Here is an 18,565-nt window from a genome sequence, read left to right on the forward strand (position 1 = left end):
GTCGACTTTTAAAATTAATTGCTATGAATTTAGACGTTCGTGAAATAGCTACCACTACCATGGTACTCTTTGCCGTCATCGATATCCTGGGCGGAATCCCTGTCATTGTCAGTTTACGAAACAAGGTAGGTCATATACAGTCCGGAAAGGCAACCATAGTGGCTGCCTGTATCATGGTCGCTTTCCTCTTTGTCGGGGAAGAGATCCTGAACCTGATCGGGATAGATGTAAACTCTTTTGCCGTGGCGGGTGCATTCATCATTTTTTTCCTGGCCATAGAAATGATTTTAGGGATCTCCCTGTATAAAGATGACGAACCGGAGAGTGCCTCTATTGTTCCCATAGCATTTCCGCTGATCGCAGGTGCGGGAACCCTTACTTCTTTATTATCTTTGCGGGCAGAGTATCACGTGGAGAATATCATTGTCGCCATTATACTGAACACCATTTTTGTATACCTGGTATTAAAGTCGTCCGGACGTATTGGACGCTTCCTGGGGAGGAGCGGATTAAGTGTTATCCGCAAAGTATTTGGTGTGATCCTGATGGCCATAGCTGTAAAATTATTTGCAGCCAATGTGCACCAATTATTCGCGATACAGGAGAACCTAGCAACCCTAAAGTAGTTATGAACAAATACCTGAGTATAATTTTAGTCGTACTGGCACTGGCTCTTATTGCCTACAATGTAACGGTGGTGAATTTTAATGATCCGCTGCAGGGCGACAGCACTATTGCCATTATCGGGATCGTGGCGGCACTCAGTGCCATCGTGCTTATCCTGATCTTCAATACTTCTAAGAAGATACAGAAAAAGATAGAAGAGGATTAATCCTGCCGAATCATAGGAGTTTCGGGCTGCTCCAGTTGCAACACTTTCTGCAGCATGGGGTCATTTTCGGCTTTAATTCGAGCCTGTTGGTTGGGCCCGTATAATTGTGCTGCCAGGGCGGCTTTCAGGTATCCTTTAATCCGCTCCTCCATATCGTAATACCGGAGGTTCAGCTTTTGTACCAATGGCCATCGTTCTGCATAGTTGATGAAGTTCTCAAAAAGAATATCATCCACATTGAAACTTTGCATGAATTCCTGTTCACTCATCTTTACATAGCGGGTCCTGTCTTCTTCCAGGTGGTCAAAGATGAACCTGGAGAATAAACCGAATGAACTGTCCAGGCTTTCTACAGCCTCTTCTTCATGAGAGCCTATGGGTACAAAAACATCCGGGATGATCCCTCCCCCACCGTAGACCACTTTTCCTTTAGGGGTCTCAAAGCGGAGCGAGTCGGCCACCTTTATACTATCAGCCTCCATTAACTCCCCATTATTATAACGGTTCATAAATCGCTCGTAGTAATCCTCAGTACCGTTATCATAACTTTTCTGGATAGAGCGCCCTGTAGGTGTATAATACCTGGAAACGGTCAGTCTGACTGCAGATCCGTCGCCCAGTTCCATTTCTCGTTGCACGAGTCCTTTCCCAAAGGATCGTCGCCCGACAATGGTTCCTATATCGTTATCCTGCAAAGCCCCGGCAACGATCTCGCTCGCCGATGCGGAACGCTCATTGATCAGAACATAGACTTGTTTATTCTCAAAACTCCCTTTTTTAGTGGCATAGGTCTTATCGATCTTGCCTTTTTTGTTCTTGGTAAAAAGAATGAGTTTGCCATCCTGCAAGAACTCGTCAGACATTTTCTGTGCGATGCCAAGGTAGCCCCCCGGGTTATCCCTCAGGTCGAGAACCAGTTTTTGAGCACCTTTCTTCTGCAGGTTTCGTAGTGCCCTAGTAAATTCTTTATAGGTAGATTCAGCAAAACGGTTCACTTTGATATACCCCAAATCCTCATCCAGCATATATTGTGCCTCTACACTACTCAGGGGAATCCGGTCTCTCCGGATATCCACATCAAATGTTTTGTCTCCTGTTTTCCTATAGATCTTAAGTTTAACAGAGCTGCCTTCTTTTCCTTTAAGCTTACTGACGATGTCTGCGCTGGGCAGCCGTTTCCCGTATAAGGTATCTGTATTCGCCATCAGGATACGGTCACCGGGTTTAATCCCTTTTTCTTCGCTGGGACCGTTCTGAACTGCACGGATTACCGCAATAGTATCTTTGTACATATAGAAGTTGACTCCTATCCCTACGAAATCGCCTTTCATATTCTCGGATACCTGTTTCATATCTTCTTTAGGGATGTATACCGAATGCGGATCCAGCTTGTCCAGGATATTGTTTACCGTAACATCTACTATGCTGTCCGTATTGATATCGTCTACGTATTCATAGTCGATATAATCTATCAGCCGATTTAGCTTGTCTTTTTTGGAATTGGTTGTGAAGAGTTTTTCTGGACTGTCGTTGAAATTCAGTTTACCGCCAAGAAAGATCCCGCATGCCAAGGCAAGGGCAACAACTGTAGGCCATAAATAATACTGTTTTTTCATCGATCAGGTTTTAGATCACTCTCTCCTCGATCACCGGGAGGTGCTGCAGTTCTACACCTGCTCTTTGCAGGAATTTTAGCCCGGAATCGTCTTTATACGCTGTTTGATATACCACACGTTTTATGCCAGACTGGTGAATTAGCTTACTGCATTCCTTGCAGGGAGACATGGTGATGTACAGGGTTGCCCCCTGGCAACTCTGGGTAGAAGATGCCACCTTTAATATAGCGTTGGCTTCGGCATGCAGTACATACCATTTTGTATACCCTTCTTCATCTTCACAAAAGTTCTCGAACCCCGTGGGAGTACCGTTATAACCATCAGAGATGATCATCCGGTCCTTTACGATGATGGCTCCTACCTGCCGGCGAACACAATAGGATAATTTACCCCATTCATACGCCATCCGTAAATAAGCCTTGTCGTATTTTGCTTTTTTCCCCTCGTTCATAAAGGTAATTCGGGTTGTGGGATTCTAATTGCTACTAAGATACCTGCTTTAAGATCGCTTCACAAACCCCTAACGGTTAATTTTTAATTAAAACACGCCTTCCAATTAGGGAACGTATCAATCAGCATCGGTATTGTGGCCAATCCTATAATTATCGCTCCCACAGTAATATACCACTTGGGTTTAACTTTAAACAGTGAGCGGAAAAGAAAGTTAAGTCCAAGGACCACGAGCAGGATCACCAGCTGTGACAATTCTATCCCTGTGGCAAAACCAAGTAGTGGTCCGGCCTTAGATGCCTCACCGGCCATCAGCATATTGAAGTAATTGGAAAAACCGAACCCATGGATCAGCCCAAAGAATGCCGCGGACAGGCTGTGCATATACAAATCCGTCTTATCTGCATCCCTTTGGGTATACAGCATACTAAGCACTGCGGTAATGACAATGGTGATCGGAATCAGGAATTCTATGCACTCAGCGGGCACCCGGAAGAGTTCATAGACCGAAAGTGCCAGGGAGGTACAATGAAAAACAGTGAATACAGTGGCCAGGAATAACACTTTTTTCCAGCCTTTAAAGGTAAACGGAAGGGCCAGTGCCGCGAGGAAGAGGATATGGTCATAAGCCCCCGGATCCATAACGTGCTTATAGCCCAACTCTACATAAAACCCAAAATCTCCCATGGTCTATTATTTACGGTCAGTTATTTATATTACTCAGAGCCCTCTTTCGCGCTGTATCTGCTCATAGGCTTTCTGCACTTCTTTAAATTTTTCCTCCGCACCTTTTTTAATCGCTTCATCTTTAGTGATGACCCGGTCCGGGTGGTATTTTTTCGCCATAGTACGGTACGCACTTTTCACTTCATCATCTGTGGCCGTTCGCTCTATTTCGAGAATCTTATAGGCGGTATCGGCCGATTTTATGAACATGGCCTTTATACTCTCAAAATCGTGCGACCCAATCCGGAGATACCCGGCGATCTCTGAAAGCTTGGCGATCTCCGCAGGGCTTGCAGATCCGTCTGCCTGTGCGATCCCGAAAAGGAAATGCAACAATTGCAGCCTTACTTCGTAGCGGGTACGCTGGTTGAGGAAGGCGCAGATATTCTGGGCAGAAATCTCACGCTTCTTAACAACATCGTTAAATGTGCGAAAGATCGCATTGGCTTTTTCCTTTCCATAGGTGCTTAAAAAATATTGCCGGACATAGTCGAGCTCTCGCTGGCTAACCTGCCCATCAGCTTTGATCACTATAGAACAGAGAGACAGCAGGTGTAATTCAAAATCGGATGGTGAGACCTGTTGCCTGGTGAAATCACTGAAGACTGTCCTGCCTCCCCCGGACCTGGTTTGTGAATCCAACAGGCTTCCCAGGAAAAAACCTATTAATGCCCCGGGCAGTCTAAAGAAAAAATAGCCCAGGATGGCCGCTATCCATTTGATCATATGTCTCTAAAAATTTAGGCAAATATAGGACATTGCAGAGGATTTGAAGGTCGGTTTCAGTAGGAAGCACAGACTGGGTAAAGTGCTCTGAATTGGTTATCTTTGTAGCCTGAAATATAAAAAAAAGAGCATATGTATCCTGCAGAATTAGTAAAACCGATGAGAGAAGACCTGGCGTCTGCCGGTTTCCGTGAATTATATACCGCTGAAGAAGTGGAAAAAGCTATAAACCAATCCGGTACCACTTTAGTCGTAGTGAACTCGGTTTGTGGTTGCGCAGCCGCTAACGCACGCCCGGGAGCTAAGATGAGCCTGGACAACAGCAAGACCCCAAGTCAGTTGGTTACTGTATTTGCCGGGGTAGATACCGAGGCCGTAAATGCAGCCCGTGACCTGATGGTGCCATTCCCTCCGTCATCACCCAGCATGGCATTATTTAAAGACGGCGAGCTGGTGCACATGATAGAGCGTCATCATATAGAAGGAAGACCTGCAGAACTTATCGCAGAAAACCTGAAAGAAGCCTATAACGAATTCTGTTGATTAGACAGGGAGTAATGTCCTCTGTACAGAAAGCATAATTTGGTTAAAAACCGTTCGTATCCGGGCGGTTTTTTATTTTTGAGTTATGAGAAAAATATTCGCCTACCCGTTAACGGTGGTTTATTTTATCTTTTTCGGTTTGCTGTTACTGATCTTCCACCCTATCCAGTGGGTTTGCCTGAATATTTTTGGATATGAAGCGCATAAGAAGAGTGTAAGCATTATGAACCTGGGTATCCTCCGGTTAACCCATTTGTTAGGTACGCGATATTCTTTTGAGAAGGAAATTGAATTACCCGATGACAGGCCTTTAATTCTCGTAGCCAACCACCAGAGTATGTACGATATTCCCATGATCATCTGGTTTTTACGTGCCTGCCATCCAAAGTTTGTCAGTAAAATGGAATTGGGAAAAGGAATCCCGAGTGTTTCGTATAATTTACGCCATGGCGGATCTGTCCTTATCAACCGAAAGGATTCGAGGCAGGCCCTGACAGAGATCTCAAAACTGGGCAGGTATATTGAAGAAACCAAAAGAGCCGCGGTCATATTTCCGGAAGGCACCCGCAGCCGCGATGGCAACCCCAAGAAATTCCAGCTGATGGGACTCCGAATTCTGATGAAAACGGCACCTTCTGCTCTGGTTGTTCCCATTACGATCAACAATTCATGGAAAATGCTACGGTACGGGAAATTCCCCCACGGTATCGGGAGTCATTTAAAGATGCAGGTGCATGCCCCTATAGAGCAGAACAGTGATCCGGAAGCCCTGCTGGCCAAAGTAGAAAAGAAAATTAAAGACAGTATAAAGAATAGCTGATGAGCGACGCAGAGATCGTAGAGCAAACCATCGCCTTTGTAAAGGAAACCCTTATGGGAGCTGAAGGCGGACACGACTGGTTCCATATCCGACGCGTTTTCAATAATACCTTACTGATTGCCAAGGACGAGAAAGTGGATATCCTGGTCGTTAGCCTGGGAGCCCTGCTCCATGATATTGCAGACGCAAAATTTCACGGGGGAGACGAAAAGATCGGACCCAGAATAGCTCGTGAATTCCTCAATTCTTTAGGTGTTCCCAAAAAGACCATCGCCCACGTGGTCAAGATCATAAAACATATTTCCTTTAAGAACTCCCTTTCCAAAGCTAAAAGGCCCTTTAATTCCAAGGAGCTGCAGGTGGTCAGGGATGCGGACCGGCTGGATGCCATAGGTGCGATCGGGATAGCCCGGGCATTTAATTACGGGGGCTTTAAGAACCGGACCTTGTATGATCCGGATATTCAGCCCAAGTTGAATATGAGCAAGGAAGAGTACAAAAAATCTGAAGGACCAACCATTAACCACTTCTACGAAAAGCTATTGCTGCTCAAAGACGGAATGCAGACCAAAACCGGTAAGAAAATAGCGGAAGTCCGGCACCAGTTCATGCTGGATTACCTTCAGCAGTTCTATGACGAATGGAATGGTCGTCTCTAGTATTTTTTCAAATACCTATCTTAATTTTTAACCCGCTGTATCTCCGAATCCGGACATTGAATTTTTGTGTATCTTCAGCATTCACCAAAAATGAATGACCAGCCATGCAGCGAAGAAAGTTTATAAAAAATGCAGCCGCTACTTCTGCGGCTTTTTCTATAGTTCCCAGTTATGTGCTTGGGAAGGGACATGTACCACCCTCTGACACCCTTTACGTAGCCGCTTTTGGCGTCGGGGGAAGAGGAGCCGGGGTAATGAACGGCCTAGACCGTACCGGGAAGGTGAAATATGTAGCATTTTGTGACGTAGACCAGCGCAGGGCTGCAGACACTTATAAGAAGTACCCCGATGTAAAACGCTATACTGACTTCCGCGATGTCTATGACAAACAGCTGAAGGATATTGATGCTATCATGGTGGCAACCCCTGATCACAACCATGCGAGTATCGCCCTTCCTTTTATGCGGGCTAAGAAACACGCCTACGTGGAAAAACCCCTGACTCACACCATTCGCGAGGCACGCTTGATGACCGAGGCGGCCCGGGAAAACGGGATCGTCACCCAGATGGGGAACCAGGGTGCGTCCAGTGATGGCAGCCGTGAGGCACGGGAATGGATAGATAGCGGGGTCATCGGCAAGATAGAACGAGTCGATTGCTGGACCAACAGGCCGGTATGGCCACAAGGAGTACCGGTGCCTACAGAAAAACACCCTATTCCTAAAGGCTTGGACTGGGATCAGTGGTTAGGACCTGCAGCAATGCGAGATTATAACGATGCTTACCTCCCATTTAAATGGCGAGGCTGGTGGGACTTTGGAACCGGCGCCTTAGGGGATATGGGATGCCATATCATGGAAACTCCATTCAGCGTTCTAGACCTCGGTTACCCTACCGAAGCTGAAGCCAGCTGTACCACGAACTGGGTAGGTGATTTTGTCGAGGCTGATTATAACGAATCGTGCCCTTCATCTTCAATTGTACGTCTAAAATTCAATACGCCTAACCACGGGCCTATAGGCCTTAATTGGTATGACGGCGGAATTATGCCCGATCTGCCGGACGAATTAAAAGACGGGGAAACCATTGGTGATACCGGTGGAGGTACTATCTTTTACGGATCAAAAGGGATACTGGTAACCGATGTATATTCCAGGAATGCTCGAATTCTACCTTCCAGCATGATGGACCTGCTGAATAAGCCTAAACCTTACCTGGAACGGATAGAAGGAGACACTGACGGACACCAGAAGAACTGGGTTGAAGGATGCCTGAACGGAACGGCTACTTCCTCGGATTTCAAAAAGTCGGGCCCACTGACAGAGGCTGTTCTTATGGGGAACCTGGCGATCAAAGCTTTTCAGCATAAAGAGCTGAAGCCCGGCAAGAAATTAGGGGATTGGGATCCTTTCAATTACCCCGGTAGAATGAAACTGAAATGGGACGGAGAAAACATGAGGGTCACCAACTATGACAAAGCCAACGATTGGGTTCGTGGCGAATATCGCAAGGGCTGGGAACTCAGCTAAACCGAATTACGACTATTACGCTATATCAAGGGCGGTTCAGAATAAACTGAGCTGCCCTTTTTTATACTGATGGTGCAGGCTATTATCTAAAGGAGGAAAAGACCGGTCCTGGAAATACTGTTTTTTGGCCAGTTTCACCATGTCGTGAATTTGTTTGGCCAGGATTCCATCACCTTTATTTCGTAGTCCGAACCTACTGTCGTTCAAACTTCCCCCATGACATTCTGCTATCTGGTGCAATACTTTATCCGCCTTGTCAGGCATGGCTTTCCTGATCCAGTCTGTAAAGATCTGTCCTATGGCTCCGTTTAAGCGAACCACCGTAAAGGAAAAAGACCTGGCACCATGATCGGCAACAGCCTTGGCCAGGGGCAGAGCCTCGTGGCTGTTGATGCCCGGGATAATAGGGGCCAGCATTGCGTTTACCGGGATATTATTGTCGGAGAGCTCCTGTATAGCCTGAAGTCGCTTTGCTATAGTAGCTGTCCTGGGCTCCAGGATCCGCCTGGTCTGTTCAGATAGCGAAGTAACAGAGATGTTGACCCCTACCAGCTTGTGTGCCGCTAATTCTTTCAGCAAGTCCAGGTCCTGAAGTATCCTGGAGTTCTTTGTGATGATCCCGACGGGATGACGGTATTTCAGGAATATTTCCAGGCATGCCCTGGTAAGCCTGAATTTTTCTTCTGCCGGTTGGTAGCAGTCCGTATTGCCGGATAATACTATAGTTTCAGCTTTCCAATTCTTAGACCGCAGCTTATCCTCTAACAAAGCCGGGGCATTTTCCTTAACCAGGATACGGGTCTCAAAATCCAGCCCTGCACTATACCCCCAGTATTCGTGCGAATTCCGGGCATAGCAATAAATGCAGCCGTGCTCACACCCCTGGTAGGGATTCAGGGACCAGTTCATCCCCACATCCGGGCTGGTGACTTTATTCACAATAGTTTTTGGGAAAATCGGCAGGTATTGTGTTTTTCCCGGGCCCAGGTCTTCACCTTCAGCACGCATGTATTCCAGGAAATCATCCCTGGTCTCATAGCGATGCTGCAGGAATTTGTTATCGGGATTCTGCTGGGCACCACGGCCTTTGTGGAAGCTGTCCGGATTCATTTATTGGATTTATTCCAAAATTATGGATTATTTCCAATTTACAGCATATGTTCGTGTTAAATCTGGACTTTGAGAAATTCACTTCCCTTCAAGTTGGTAGGAAGGGACACAGGTACATAGTTACAAAGGGACATAGGTACATAGTTACAAAGGGACATAGTTACAATCCGCCCGAATGTGCCGTTCGGTACGGGGGGGGGTTACAGCTCGCCTGTCCTGAGCGATGATATGATAAATGGTTCTCGACTCCCCGCCCGACTGAACGTCGTTCGGGCGGGCGCTCGAACTGACATCTGATGATTGATTCTGAGAATTAGCCGAAGGGCTCGAACTAACAGAGTAGATGCTAGCCGAAGGACTTGAACGGAAAGTTTATGCTCGGTTCTTAGAATTAGCCAAAGGACTACGCAATGACGGCTCATGATTTTTTGAATTAGCTAATCTGAAGACTGAAATAGATAACAAACAGCTCAACATGGCTCAAAGTGGGAAATCAACTTGCACTCAGTAAGTAACCATGAATACAGTCACTTCGAGCGCCTGCCTGCCGGCAGGCAGGGAGTCGAGAAGTATTACTTACCGCATTTCCACTTTTACCAACTGCTTCTTAGAACCTCTTTTCGCGTAAAAGAGCAGCTCTTCATCTTCGCGGTCCACCAGGGGTTTGGAGACCATCAATGGTAGCCTGGCCTCTTCGTTATCGATGATCTTTTCATAGCCCATCTTGCCCTGATCATCCAGGCGAATGACAAAGACATTGCGGTTACGACTGAATCCCTGTTTAAAAATGAGTCGCTCCCGGTTCAGCAATTGCGGGTTTTCCGAAGCAGTGCTGATAAAGAAATAGGTGGTGCCGCCAAGGGTATATGAACTGTAAGAGGCATAGGCCCCATCGCCCTGGGTTACCTCTGTTTTATTAATATTACGCGCCCAGACCATATCACCGTTAGAATCCAGTTTAGCGCTTACGATGTCGTTATGGTGAAAACGTTCCACCCGCAGCCGACCCCCGCTGGAATTCGCCTGGGTACTGGTAGTCACAAAATATTCCTCGGCATTGAACAGGATGGAATTATCCGGGCTAATACTAACATTCTTAAAAACGAGATCTTTGACAAACTTGGCATTCTCTTTTCCAAATTTATCAAACATGAATTGCGGAGAGAAGGGATTGTATTTCCGTGAGCGGATTTCTAGGGTTTGTGGGTCTACCTTAAAATAGGACAGCCCATTGTAGCGGTTGTCCTTGCGGTCTGCATAGAAACCGACGCAGATTACATCTCCCTTATGCAGCAGTGGTTTCAGGGATTCACTGTATTTATCCTCGATATCAAAAGTTTGCACCTGGTGCCCGCTGCCATCCAGTTTAATCAGTTCGTACTGGAACTTGCGTTCTAAGGCAGAAAAGCGTTTTTTCTTATAATAGGCTTTCCCCACGATAAACACCTGCTTTAAATCGGCCGAAACAGCTAGGTTCTCAAAGGCGTAATTCTTGTCTTCTACCTCTTCAGAGAAATCGTGCTCCATGATTTTCCTGAGCGAAGTATCAAACACGTGGATCGCATGCTTATTCATTTTATTCTTCTTAAAATGCGTACTGATCACAAAGGCACTTTTGGCCTCATCGAAAAGCACGGTAGTGGTAAAACCCGAATTAAAGTTGCGGTTATAGTAATTGCGGTCTAAAGGGTTCTTAACGAATTCTGAGGCAACGCTTAGCAGTTTCTCCACTGTAAACTGGTCCTTCCCGATCGGACTCCTGTGTACTACGTATTCGTAGGCCAGGGCTTTGGGGTTATATTCCAGGAAGAGCATATACAGCTGCCCGTTATTTACATACCCCTCTACGAACTCCTTACCTTTCAGCTTATAGTTCACTTCGGAGACCAGGTTAAGGTCACTATCGTACTGCTCTATAAAGTATCCTTTTGGCGTCAGGATGAGACCGGTATAATACGCCCTGACCAGCAGGTATCCCCCGGAGCCATCTTCGGCCATGGAGAGCAGGTTAGAATATCTGTATTTGTCGTTGAATTTTTCGCCGAAAGTATAGTTGACAGGCATATCCTGGGCATTGCCAAAGGCACATACCACGACCAGCAGAAGTAGGGCTACTCGGTTTCTCATAGAGGTTTGGTTTGGGCAACGGTGTTCTCAGGCCCCGGGGAAATCCGGCTTTCGTTTTTCCAGGAAGGCGGTAGTGCCTTCTTTGAAATCCTCGGTCCCAAAGCATTTTCCAAACGCTTTAATCTCGGCCTGGTAACCATCCGCATCATACTTAAAACCAGTATTTACTGCTTTTATTGCATGACTGATCGCAACCGGGGAGTTCTTTGCGATCTTCTCGCCAATTTTCCGGCAGAAGTCCTGTAGTTCTTCTAAGGCGCAAACGTGGTTAACAAGTCCGTATTCCAAAGCCGTTTCTGCAGAGATCATGCCGGCCGTCATGATCATTTCCATTGCCCTTCCTTTCCCGATTAACTGAGGTAAGCGCTGAGTGCCCCCATAACCAGGTATCAGCCCCAAGGAAACCTCGGGCAATCCCATTTTCGCATTAGAACTGGCAATCCTGAAATGGCAGGCCATAGCAAGTTCAAGTCCACCGCCAAGGGCATAACCATTAACCGCCGCGATAACGGGTGTTTTAAGATTTTCCACCAGGTCAAAAAGGTCTTCTTGTCCTTTCTGCGCTAATTTTTTCCCTTCCTTTTCAGAGAACCCGGAGAATTCGGCAATGTCCGCTCCTGCCACAAAAGCTTTTTCACCGGAACCGGTGATAATAATTACGCGAATTTCGGGATCAGATTCTAAGGCCATAAAAGCATCATGGAGGTCTCCTATGGTAGCCTTATTGAGGGCGTTCAGCTTATCGGGCCGGTTAATAGTGATAGTTGCTATAGGTGCGATGGCTTTGATAAGAATGTTTCCGAAATTCATGTTCAATGTTATTTAAGTTATACTTCTTTAGGGAATAAGACCGTGAAGACGGTTCCTTTTCCTTGCTGAGATGTAAAGGTAATGCTCCCTTTATAGGTTTCCACTATATTTTTAACCATTCCGAGCCCTAGTCCCATTCCACTGCTTTTGGTGGTGAATTTTGGTTCGAACACCTTATCCCTGACATCGTCCCCTATCCCGATGCCATTATCCGCTACGGAGATCTTCACAAATTCGTTTTCGGTAGAGACGGTTACCAGGATACGCGGATCCTTAATTTCGGGAACGGCCTGAATAGCGTTTTTCACCAGGTTGGTTACCACCCGGATCAATTGTGTGCGATCTAATTTTGCTATGATCTTTTCTTCATTGGCAATAAAGTGGATATAATCTTCATTAAAGATGTCCAAAGCCAGTTTAACGATCTTTACTACATCCAGGGTCTCATTCTGTTGGGCCGGCATTTCGGCAAAATTAGAGAATGCAGAGGCGATACTGCTCATGGTATCGATCTGCTGTATCAGGGTTTTGGCAAACTCCCTGATTTTCTGGTCTGCCTTCGGATCTTCCGGGTTAAAACTACGTTCAAAACTTTGAACACTAAGGCGCATGGGGGTCAGCGGGTTTTTGATCTCGTGGGCAACCTGTTTAGCCATCTCCCTCCATGCCTGTTCTCTTTCACTCCGGGCCAGTTTTGCGGCACTTTGTTCCAGCTCATCGATCATGGCGTTGTAAGCATCAATCAGTTTTCCTATTTCCTGGGAGGGCTTTTCTACAAAGATTTTTTCATTGCGTTTGGTAAAATCTGTCTTTCCCATCTTATCGGAGATGGTCTGGAGCGATCGCGTAATATAGGTAGAGACGATGTAGGCCAGCAAGATGGCCATGAACAGCATCACGAGGTATACCCCGCCAAGCCGCATCAGGAATTCTCTCAATTCCATATCGTTAAAGGAGTTATCCTCAAAGTAAGGCAGGTTGAGGATCCCGATAGGTTTAAACCTGGGGTCCAGTATATAGGTATAGGACGCCAGGTACTTATCCCCTGCTGCCGTATTGTCTTCTACAAAGCGTTTATCAACACTTTCTTTAAGCCGGTTTAACACCTCGGCATCCAGGCACATGGAAAGGGAATCGACCGTAAGCTGTGGCCGGGAGCTTCGGACCAGGTCGCCTTCCAGGTCGTAGATATTGAAGTTTACGTTCTGTACATCTGCGATCCGGTAGATCTCGTCTTTAAAAATATATTGGAGGTTCTCTTCGGTGACCGGGTAGGTGGTTTCCTGGAAGGTATAAGCGATACTTTGTTGTATCTGCTGTTCTTTTCGTTCCAGTCTACCGCGGTGGTAATCTTTAGATTGTTCCCGGTATTGATAGAGGGTTACCCCTGCGATCAGTACGGAGGCCATGACCACCAACAATATCATGGTAACGAAAATGCGTGATCTGAGCGAAATCTTTTGGAGCAAGGTTGCAGGCTTTGGGTTTAAAGATAGCAAATATCGAACCAGGTTGGTTCGAAGTTCGAAGTTCGAAGTTCGAGGCCCACCTTCAGCACGTACGGGAGGGTTGGCAAGAAAGTATTCTGGTCTAATTTTTGCCCATTCCACTGCTTGATTGCTGCAGTGGTTCGAGTTATCTTTTGGTCATGGGGAGGGGGCTTTCCCCAAAAAGGAATAAGCGGAATTTACAACCCCTAAAGTGCTGGCATCTCAAACTAATCCTTACGGATGCGGTTATAGAGGCGTATCCCCAGCATCAGCATTACAGCCAGGACAAAGATACCCACAACCCCGTAGATCCAGTTGAATGCATTTTTTAAAATGGCCAGGAATACGATTGCGAACAGCAACAGCGTAGCCCCTTCATTCCAGATGCGCATAAAACGGGAGGTGTAAACCACCTCATCGCGTTGTAGCTTTTTGTAGATCATATGCGTTTTGAGATGATATGCGATCAGCAGTACCACGAACCCCAGTTTTACCTGCATCCAGGATTGGGTCACCCAAGAGGGCATAAGGTGTAACAACCACAGGGCAAAGAATACTGCCAGGATAGCGGAAGGCCAGGTGATGATATTCCATAACCTCCGGCTCATCAATTTTAATTGGCGGGAGAGGATATCTTTTTCTACCCCACCTTTCTCTACGGCTTCAATATGATAGATGAATAAGCGCGGCATATAGAACAGCCCGGCAAACCAGGTAATCACGAAGATCAGGTGCAGCGATTTAATGTAGTTGTAGTAATCCCCCATATCGGGGGTTAAAGTTAATTGGTTTCAGGCAGAAAAACTATCCGGGACATAAAGGTTCAGGGGTTACCTGAATCAAACTGGCTTTCCTTTCTTCCCATTCAATAGATCTAAGAGAAAAAAAACTACCTTAGTAACTGTTCCCCTTACAATTTTAGAATCGTATAATTTAACATGTACACTATGAAACAATTATGGTTTGTACTGCTCTGCTGTTTAGTATTAAGCAGCTGTGCAGAAGAAAAGGAAATGGAGGAAACAGTAGACCTCGAGGCCGAAAAAACGGCATTGATGGAAACCAGCAGGGAATGGGCCAAATCCAAATCCCACGAAGAATACCTCAGCTACTGGCATGAAGATGCCGTGTTAATGCCACAGGGACGACCCGCACTCCGGGGTCACGAGGAAATTATGGAAATGCTCAAGGAAACAGACAGCATTCCCGGCTGGTCCGTAGATTGGGAGCCTTACGAGGTCCATATATCCGAATCCGGTGATATGGGGTACTTGTTAGAGCGAAGCCTTTTTACCTGGAACGACTCGACCGGCCAATTGGTAAAAAATTATATGAATGCGGTCACGGTCTGGAAGAAGCAGCCTGATGGCAGCTGGAAGAACGTGGTAGACATAAATAACTCGGATCCGACGATGAGTTCGATTCGGTGAGAGTTGGCGCCCTTCGACTACCCGCCCGAACGACGTTCAGTCGGGCGGGCGCTCAGGGCAGGGTTAGCGGCCTGCCCGAATAGGCCAGAGGCCTGGGCGGGTTAGCGATTAGCGGTTTGCAAAAAAATGCAATAGTTCTGTTGTTTGCCAATACGGCTGCTTGATTTTTGCAGTGACCAGACCTATCTTTTGGCTTGGGGAGGGGGCTTGTCCCCAGGAAGCTGCTGCTAGTTGGCAGTTTGCGATTGGTGGTTTGCCGCCGGCCTGCCTTTCATCATTTCGGGCATTTGGGGATTGTCCATAAAAAAACCCAACGCATTCCAGGGAGCGGAACACGTTGGGTTTTCAGTTTCAATTAACTACTTACTATTCTTGTAAATAGAGGTAATTAAGTTCAAGGGCGTTAAATGCCTTATTGAATTCGGCCACTTCCTTGTCGACCAATTCATTAAAAGCCTTTAATTCCTTTTCAATCGCGGCAGTCAGCTCTTGCTTTACAGCCTTATCCTGCGCTGTCGGAGGAAAGTCGTCCATGCCTACCAGGCTATTCAGGTGAGCCAGTTTATTGGTCAGCCTAATTGGGAAATTCAAAGGATCCTGCCCACTCCTGTTCTGGGTCTGGTAAAGGGCTTTCTCTATCTCCTCAAAATCGGAGATCATTTTATCCGCTTTCTCCACCAATTCCTTCGTGGCTTCTTTCCCTTTGTATTGCTTCTTAAAAGCTTTTAGTTGTTCATTGATCTTCCTGATCTTCTTAATGCTCTGGTGTGCTTCATCCACCGTTGCATTCACTTCAGTAATGAACTCATGTTGTGCTTTCATATCAGCAACAGACACCTCTGCCCTGGGATCTGGGATGATCTTAAATGGCTGGGTGCTGCTCTGCCCGTTCACCGTAAGATGCACCTTGTAATCCCCCGGTGTGGCCTGTGGCCCGTCCAGGTTTGCCCACCAAAGGATCATTCCCTCTAATTCCTCTGCTCCTTTACCACGGGTATCCCAGACATGGGTATTACCTCCTTTCTTCACTTCCAGCTTTTTCCCTTTCTCTTTCGCGTTATTAGAATAGGTCGATAAAGTATCTCCCTCCATATTAGTGTAGGCCAATGAAACGCTGTCTTTTTCTGAAAAATCTTTAAGGTAAAAATGCGTCACTACTCCTGCAGGGTGGTTCTGCCCTTCTGTTTTGGATGGTTCGCTCATGGCCCTCCCCTTTGTGCGATATGCAGGCTTTGGCTGGTATAATACCATGTCCTTACCCTTCATGGATGTATCCAATTGGTGCAGAATGGACAGGTCGTCCAGGATCCAGAGGCTTCGCCCCTGGGTGGCTACGATCAGGTTATTATCCTTAATGGCAAGGTCTGTAATCGGCACTATAGGCAGGTTCAGCTGGAATGGCTTCCAACTGGCCCCGTCATTAAATGAAATATACATCCCGGTTTCAGTCCCGGCGTACAGCAAACCTTTTTGCTTAGGATCTTCCCGTACTACACGGGTAAAATGCTCTGACGGAATCCCGTCAGTGATCAAGGTCCAGCTTTTACCATAATCAGAGGTTTTGTAGAGGTAAGGAGTAAAATCTCCCAGCTTATAACGTGTAGCTGCAACATAGGCAGTGCCCTCGTCAAAAGCAGAAGCGTGGATACTGTTCACCATGCTCCATTCCGGCATGTTAGACGGAGTAATATTCTCCCAGCTCTCTCCTCCATTTTTGGAGATATGGATCAGGCCATCATCACTACCAACCCATAGCAATCCTTCTTTCAAAGGGCTTTCGTCTGCCGCGAAGATGGTAGCATAATATTCTACCCCGGTATTATCCTGGGTGATTGGACCACCGCTCGATTTCAGTTTCTTCGGGTCGTTCCTGGTCAGGTCATCACTCAGTAATTCCCAGCTCTCCCCTTCGTTGGTCGAGAGGTGAACATGGTTAGAAAAGGTGTACAATTTATTTGGATCGTGTTTACTGAAAATGATAGGGAAATTCCATTGGAACCTGTACTTCATCCCTTCCGCACCGTAACCCATAGGGTTATCCGGCCATACATTGATAGCGCGAGTGGTGCCGTTCTCGTGGTTTACACGTGTCAGGAAACCTCCGTAACTACCGCCATAGACGATATCATTATTCTCAGGGTCGACCGCGATATGAGCCGATTCACCCCCTGCTGTTTCCTCCCAATCGGATTCGGAAATGCTTCGACCGTCAGAGCGGTGTTTAATCCGGATAGTGCTGTTATCCTGTTGTGCCGCATAAATGCGGTACGGGAATGCATTATCAGTGGTTACCCTGTAGAATTGAGCGGTGGGCTGGTTGTGGTAGGTACTCCAGTTTTCACCACCATCATAAGAAACCTGTGCTCCCCCATCATCCCCGATGATCATCCTTTGCGAATCTTCCGGTGCGATCCAAAGATCGTGGTGATCCCCGTGAGGCGCATTAAAAGTTTCAAAAGTTCTACCACCGTCGGTAGACCTGTGGTAACGTACATTGAGAACGTAAACCTTGTCCTCATCTTCGCTATCGGCATATACACGGGTGTAATACCAGGCCCTCTGTCTTAGCTTTCGCTCATCGTTCACCTGCATCCAGGTTTTACCGCCATCGTCAGAACGATAGAGTCCACCTTTTTCCTTATTTTCCACGATGGCCCAGACACGATCGCCATTCTTAGGGGAGACCGTAACGCCTATGATTCCCAGGGTGTCTTTTGGAAAGCCTTTATTATCTGAAATCCTTTCCCAGTTCTCTCCACTGTCGGTGCTTTTCCATAGTGCAGAGCCCTCGCCCCCACTGCTCAGGCTGTAAGGAGTTCTCTGAACCCGCCACGTACTCGCATATAAGTTACGCGGGTTGGTTGGATCGATGATCAGATCAACCGCCCCGGCCATATCATTGGCAAAAAGTATTTTATTCCAGGTTTTACCGCCATCGGTGGTTTTATAAACACCTCGCTCATCTGTAGCTTTATAGATATTGCCCATTACTGCAGCGTATACAATATCAGGATTGTCCGGGTGAATTCGCATTCGCGATATATGCCTGCTCTTATCCAGCCCCATGCTTTTCCAGGTCTTCCCTGCATCTACAGACTTCCAGACTCCGTATCCTGAAGAAACATTCCCCCGGACGGTCTTCTCTCCACCGCCAACGTAGATCACGTTATGATCAGAATCGGCCACAGCCACAGAACCTATACTCCCTCCAAAATAACCATCAGAGATATTGCTCCATGTGTTACCTCCATCCGTGGTCTTCCAGACACCACCCCCGGCGGCGCCAAAATAGAAAAGATCTGGCTGCCCGGGCACCCCGGTCACCGCAGCCGATCGGCCACCCCTGAAAGGGCCTACCAAACGGTATTCCATGCTGGAGTATAATTCCTGTGGATATTGATCTGTTTGAGATTGATGTTTTTTTCTTTTCTGTGCCGAGAGGGAGAACGGCAACAGCATAAGGAGCAGCATTAATGCACTGAGCCTGAATGCAGTAGTTTTCATAGAGTGGTTTTTCGTGAATAGTAAGCTTTAAAAGTAAGGAAAAAGACAGAATTGGAGTATCCGTATTTTTTCATCCACTGCTCGGATATGATCCTGGGGGTTGGTTTGGAGTTTGGGGTTTGGGGTTTGGGGTTTAGGGTTTGGGGTTTAGGGTTTGGGGTTTGGGGTTTGGGGTTTAGACCCTTCGTCTTCC

At 46.8% G+C, this 18,565-nt stretch carries 17 protein-coding genes; 7 read left to right on the top strand and 10 right to left on the bottom strand.

The window, feature by feature from the left end:
• The first annotated feature begins 23 nt into the window (after nucleotides 1–23).
• Both PP178_RS02605 and PP178_RS02610 read left to right on the top strand, forming a co-directional pair.
• Nucleotides 24–626, top strand: a complete 603-nt coding sequence (locus PP178_RS02605; RefSeq protein ID WP_272592745.1) for a MarC family protein — start codon at nucleotides 24–26, stop codon at nucleotides 624–626.
• 2 nt (nucleotides 627–628) lie between these two features.
• Nucleotides 629–832 (top strand): hypothetical protein, encoded by a 204-nt coding sequence (locus tag PP178_RS02610; protein WP_272592746.1) that lies wholly within the window; start codon nucleotides 629–631, stop codon nucleotides 830–832.
• Here PP178_RS02610 and PP178_RS02615 read toward each other — a convergent pair.
• The 4 genes from PP178_RS02615 to PP178_RS02630 form a co-directional block, all read right to left on the bottom strand.
• Nucleotides 829–2,448, bottom strand: a complete 1,620-nt coding sequence (locus PP178_RS02615; protein WP_272592747.1) for a S41 family peptidase — start codon at nucleotides 2,446–2,448, stop codon at nucleotides 829–831. The two genes, PP178_RS02610 and PP178_RS02615, sit on opposite strands and share 4 nt — an antisense overlap.
• Before the next feature lie 10 nt (nucleotides 2,449–2,458).
• Nucleotides 2,459–2,899 (bottom strand): deoxycytidylate deaminase, encoded by a 441-nt coding sequence (locus tag PP178_RS02620; protein WP_272592748.1) that lies wholly within the window; start codon nucleotides 2,897–2,899, stop codon nucleotides 2,459–2,461.
• An 83-nt stretch (nucleotides 2,900–2,982) separates the two neighbouring features.
• Nucleotides 2,983–3,585 carry a HupE/UreJ family protein gene (locus tag PP178_RS02625; protein ID WP_272592749.1) on the bottom strand — a complete coding sequence of 201 codons (603 nt, stop codon included), beginning with the start codon at nucleotides 3,583–3,585 and terminating at the stop codon, nucleotides 2,983–2,985.
• A 33-nt stretch (nucleotides 3,586–3,618) separates the two neighbouring features.
• On the bottom strand, nucleotides 3,619–4,350 hold the full coding sequence (locus PP178_RS02630) for a tellurite resistance TerB family protein (protein WP_272592750.1): 732 nt from the start codon (nucleotides 4,348–4,350) through the stop codon (nucleotides 3,619–3,621).
• 132 nt (nucleotides 4,351–4,482) lie between these two features.
• On the opposite strand from PP178_RS02630, the gene PP178_RS02635 reads away from it, so the two are divergent.
• From PP178_RS02635 to PP178_RS02650, 4 genes are all read left to right on the top strand, one after another.
• Entirely contained in the window at nucleotides 4,483–4,893 is a 411-nt protein-coding gene (locus PP178_RS02635) for a BrxA/BrxB family bacilliredoxin (RefSeq protein ID WP_272592751.1), read from the top strand.
• Nucleotides 4,894–4,978: 85 nt separating this feature from the next.
• A complete protein-coding gene (locus PP178_RS02640) occupies nucleotides 4,979–5,713 on the top strand; it encodes a lysophospholipid acyltransferase family protein (protein WP_272592752.1) in 735 nt (244 codons plus the stop codon).
• A complete protein-coding gene (locus PP178_RS02645) occupies nucleotides 5,713–6,372 on the top strand; it encodes an HD domain-containing protein (RefSeq protein WP_272592753.1) in 660 nt (219 codons plus the stop codon). The genes PP178_RS02640 and PP178_RS02645 overlap by 1 nt, the downstream gene beginning before the upstream one ends.
• A gap of 104 nt (nucleotides 6,373–6,476) precedes the next feature.
• Nucleotides 6,477–7,901 carry a Gfo/Idh/MocA family protein gene (locus PP178_RS02650; RefSeq protein WP_272592754.1) on the top strand — a complete coding sequence of 475 codons (1,425 nt, stop codon included), beginning with the start codon at nucleotides 6,477–6,479 and terminating at the stop codon, nucleotides 7,899–7,901.
• A 36-nt stretch (nucleotides 7,902–7,937) separates the two neighbouring features.
• Here PP178_RS02650 and PP178_RS02655 read toward each other — a convergent pair whose 3' ends face one another.
• From PP178_RS02655 to PP178_RS02675, 5 genes are all read right to left on the bottom strand, one after another.
• A complete protein-coding gene (locus PP178_RS02655; RefSeq protein WP_272592755.1) occupies nucleotides 7,938–9,011 on the bottom strand; it encodes a PA0069 family radical SAM protein in 1,074 nt (357 codons plus the stop codon).
• A gap of 576 nt (nucleotides 9,012–9,587) precedes the next feature.
• Nucleotides 9,588–11,138: a hypothetical protein gene (locus PP178_RS02660; RefSeq protein ID WP_272592756.1), complete on the bottom strand. Its 1,551-nt coding sequence runs from the start codon at nucleotides 11,136–11,138 to the stop codon at nucleotides 9,588–9,590.
• 27 nt (nucleotides 11,139–11,165) lie between these two features.
• Nucleotides 11,166–11,948, bottom strand: a complete 783-nt coding sequence (locus PP178_RS02665) for an enoyl-CoA hydratase/isomerase family protein (RefSeq protein ID WP_272592757.1) — start codon at nucleotides 11,946–11,948, stop codon at nucleotides 11,166–11,168.
• Nucleotides 11,949–11,965: 17 nt separating this feature from the next.
• The gene (locus PP178_RS02670; RefSeq protein ID WP_272593611.1) at nucleotides 11,966–13,375 is read right to left on the bottom strand and encodes a sensor histidine kinase; all 1,410 of its coding nucleotides are present in this window, start codon (nucleotides 13,373–13,375) and stop codon (nucleotides 11,966–11,968) included.
• Nucleotides 13,376–13,665: 290 nt separating this feature from the next.
• Complete coding sequence (locus PP178_RS02675; RefSeq protein ID WP_272592759.1) at nucleotides 13,666–14,205, bottom strand: CopD family protein; 540 nt, start codon at nucleotides 14,203–14,205, stop codon at nucleotides 13,666–13,668.
• A gap of 180 nt (nucleotides 14,206–14,385) precedes the next feature.
• On the opposite strand from PP178_RS02675, the gene PP178_RS02680 reads away from it, so the two are divergent.
• Nucleotides 14,386–14,868: a YybH family protein gene (locus tag PP178_RS02680; RefSeq protein WP_272592760.1), complete on the top strand. Its 483-nt coding sequence runs from the start codon at nucleotides 14,386–14,388 to the stop codon at nucleotides 14,866–14,868.
• Between the two features lie 366 nt (nucleotides 14,869–15,234).
• Here the strand turns inward: PP178_RS02680 and PP178_RS02685 are convergent, their stop codons facing one another.
• Nucleotides 15,235–18,372: a WD40/YVTN/BNR-like repeat-containing protein gene (locus tag PP178_RS02685; protein WP_272592761.1), complete on the bottom strand. Its 3,138-nt coding sequence runs from the start codon at nucleotides 18,370–18,372 to the stop codon at nucleotides 15,235–15,237.
• Nucleotides 18,373–18,565: the final 193 nt, after the last annotated feature.

The sequence above is a fragment of the Zeaxanthinibacter sp. PT1 genome (genome assembly GCF_028464225.1).
Taxonomy (GTDB): domain Bacteria; phylum Bacteroidota; class Bacteroidia; order Flavobacteriales; family Flavobacteriaceae; genus Zeaxanthinibacter.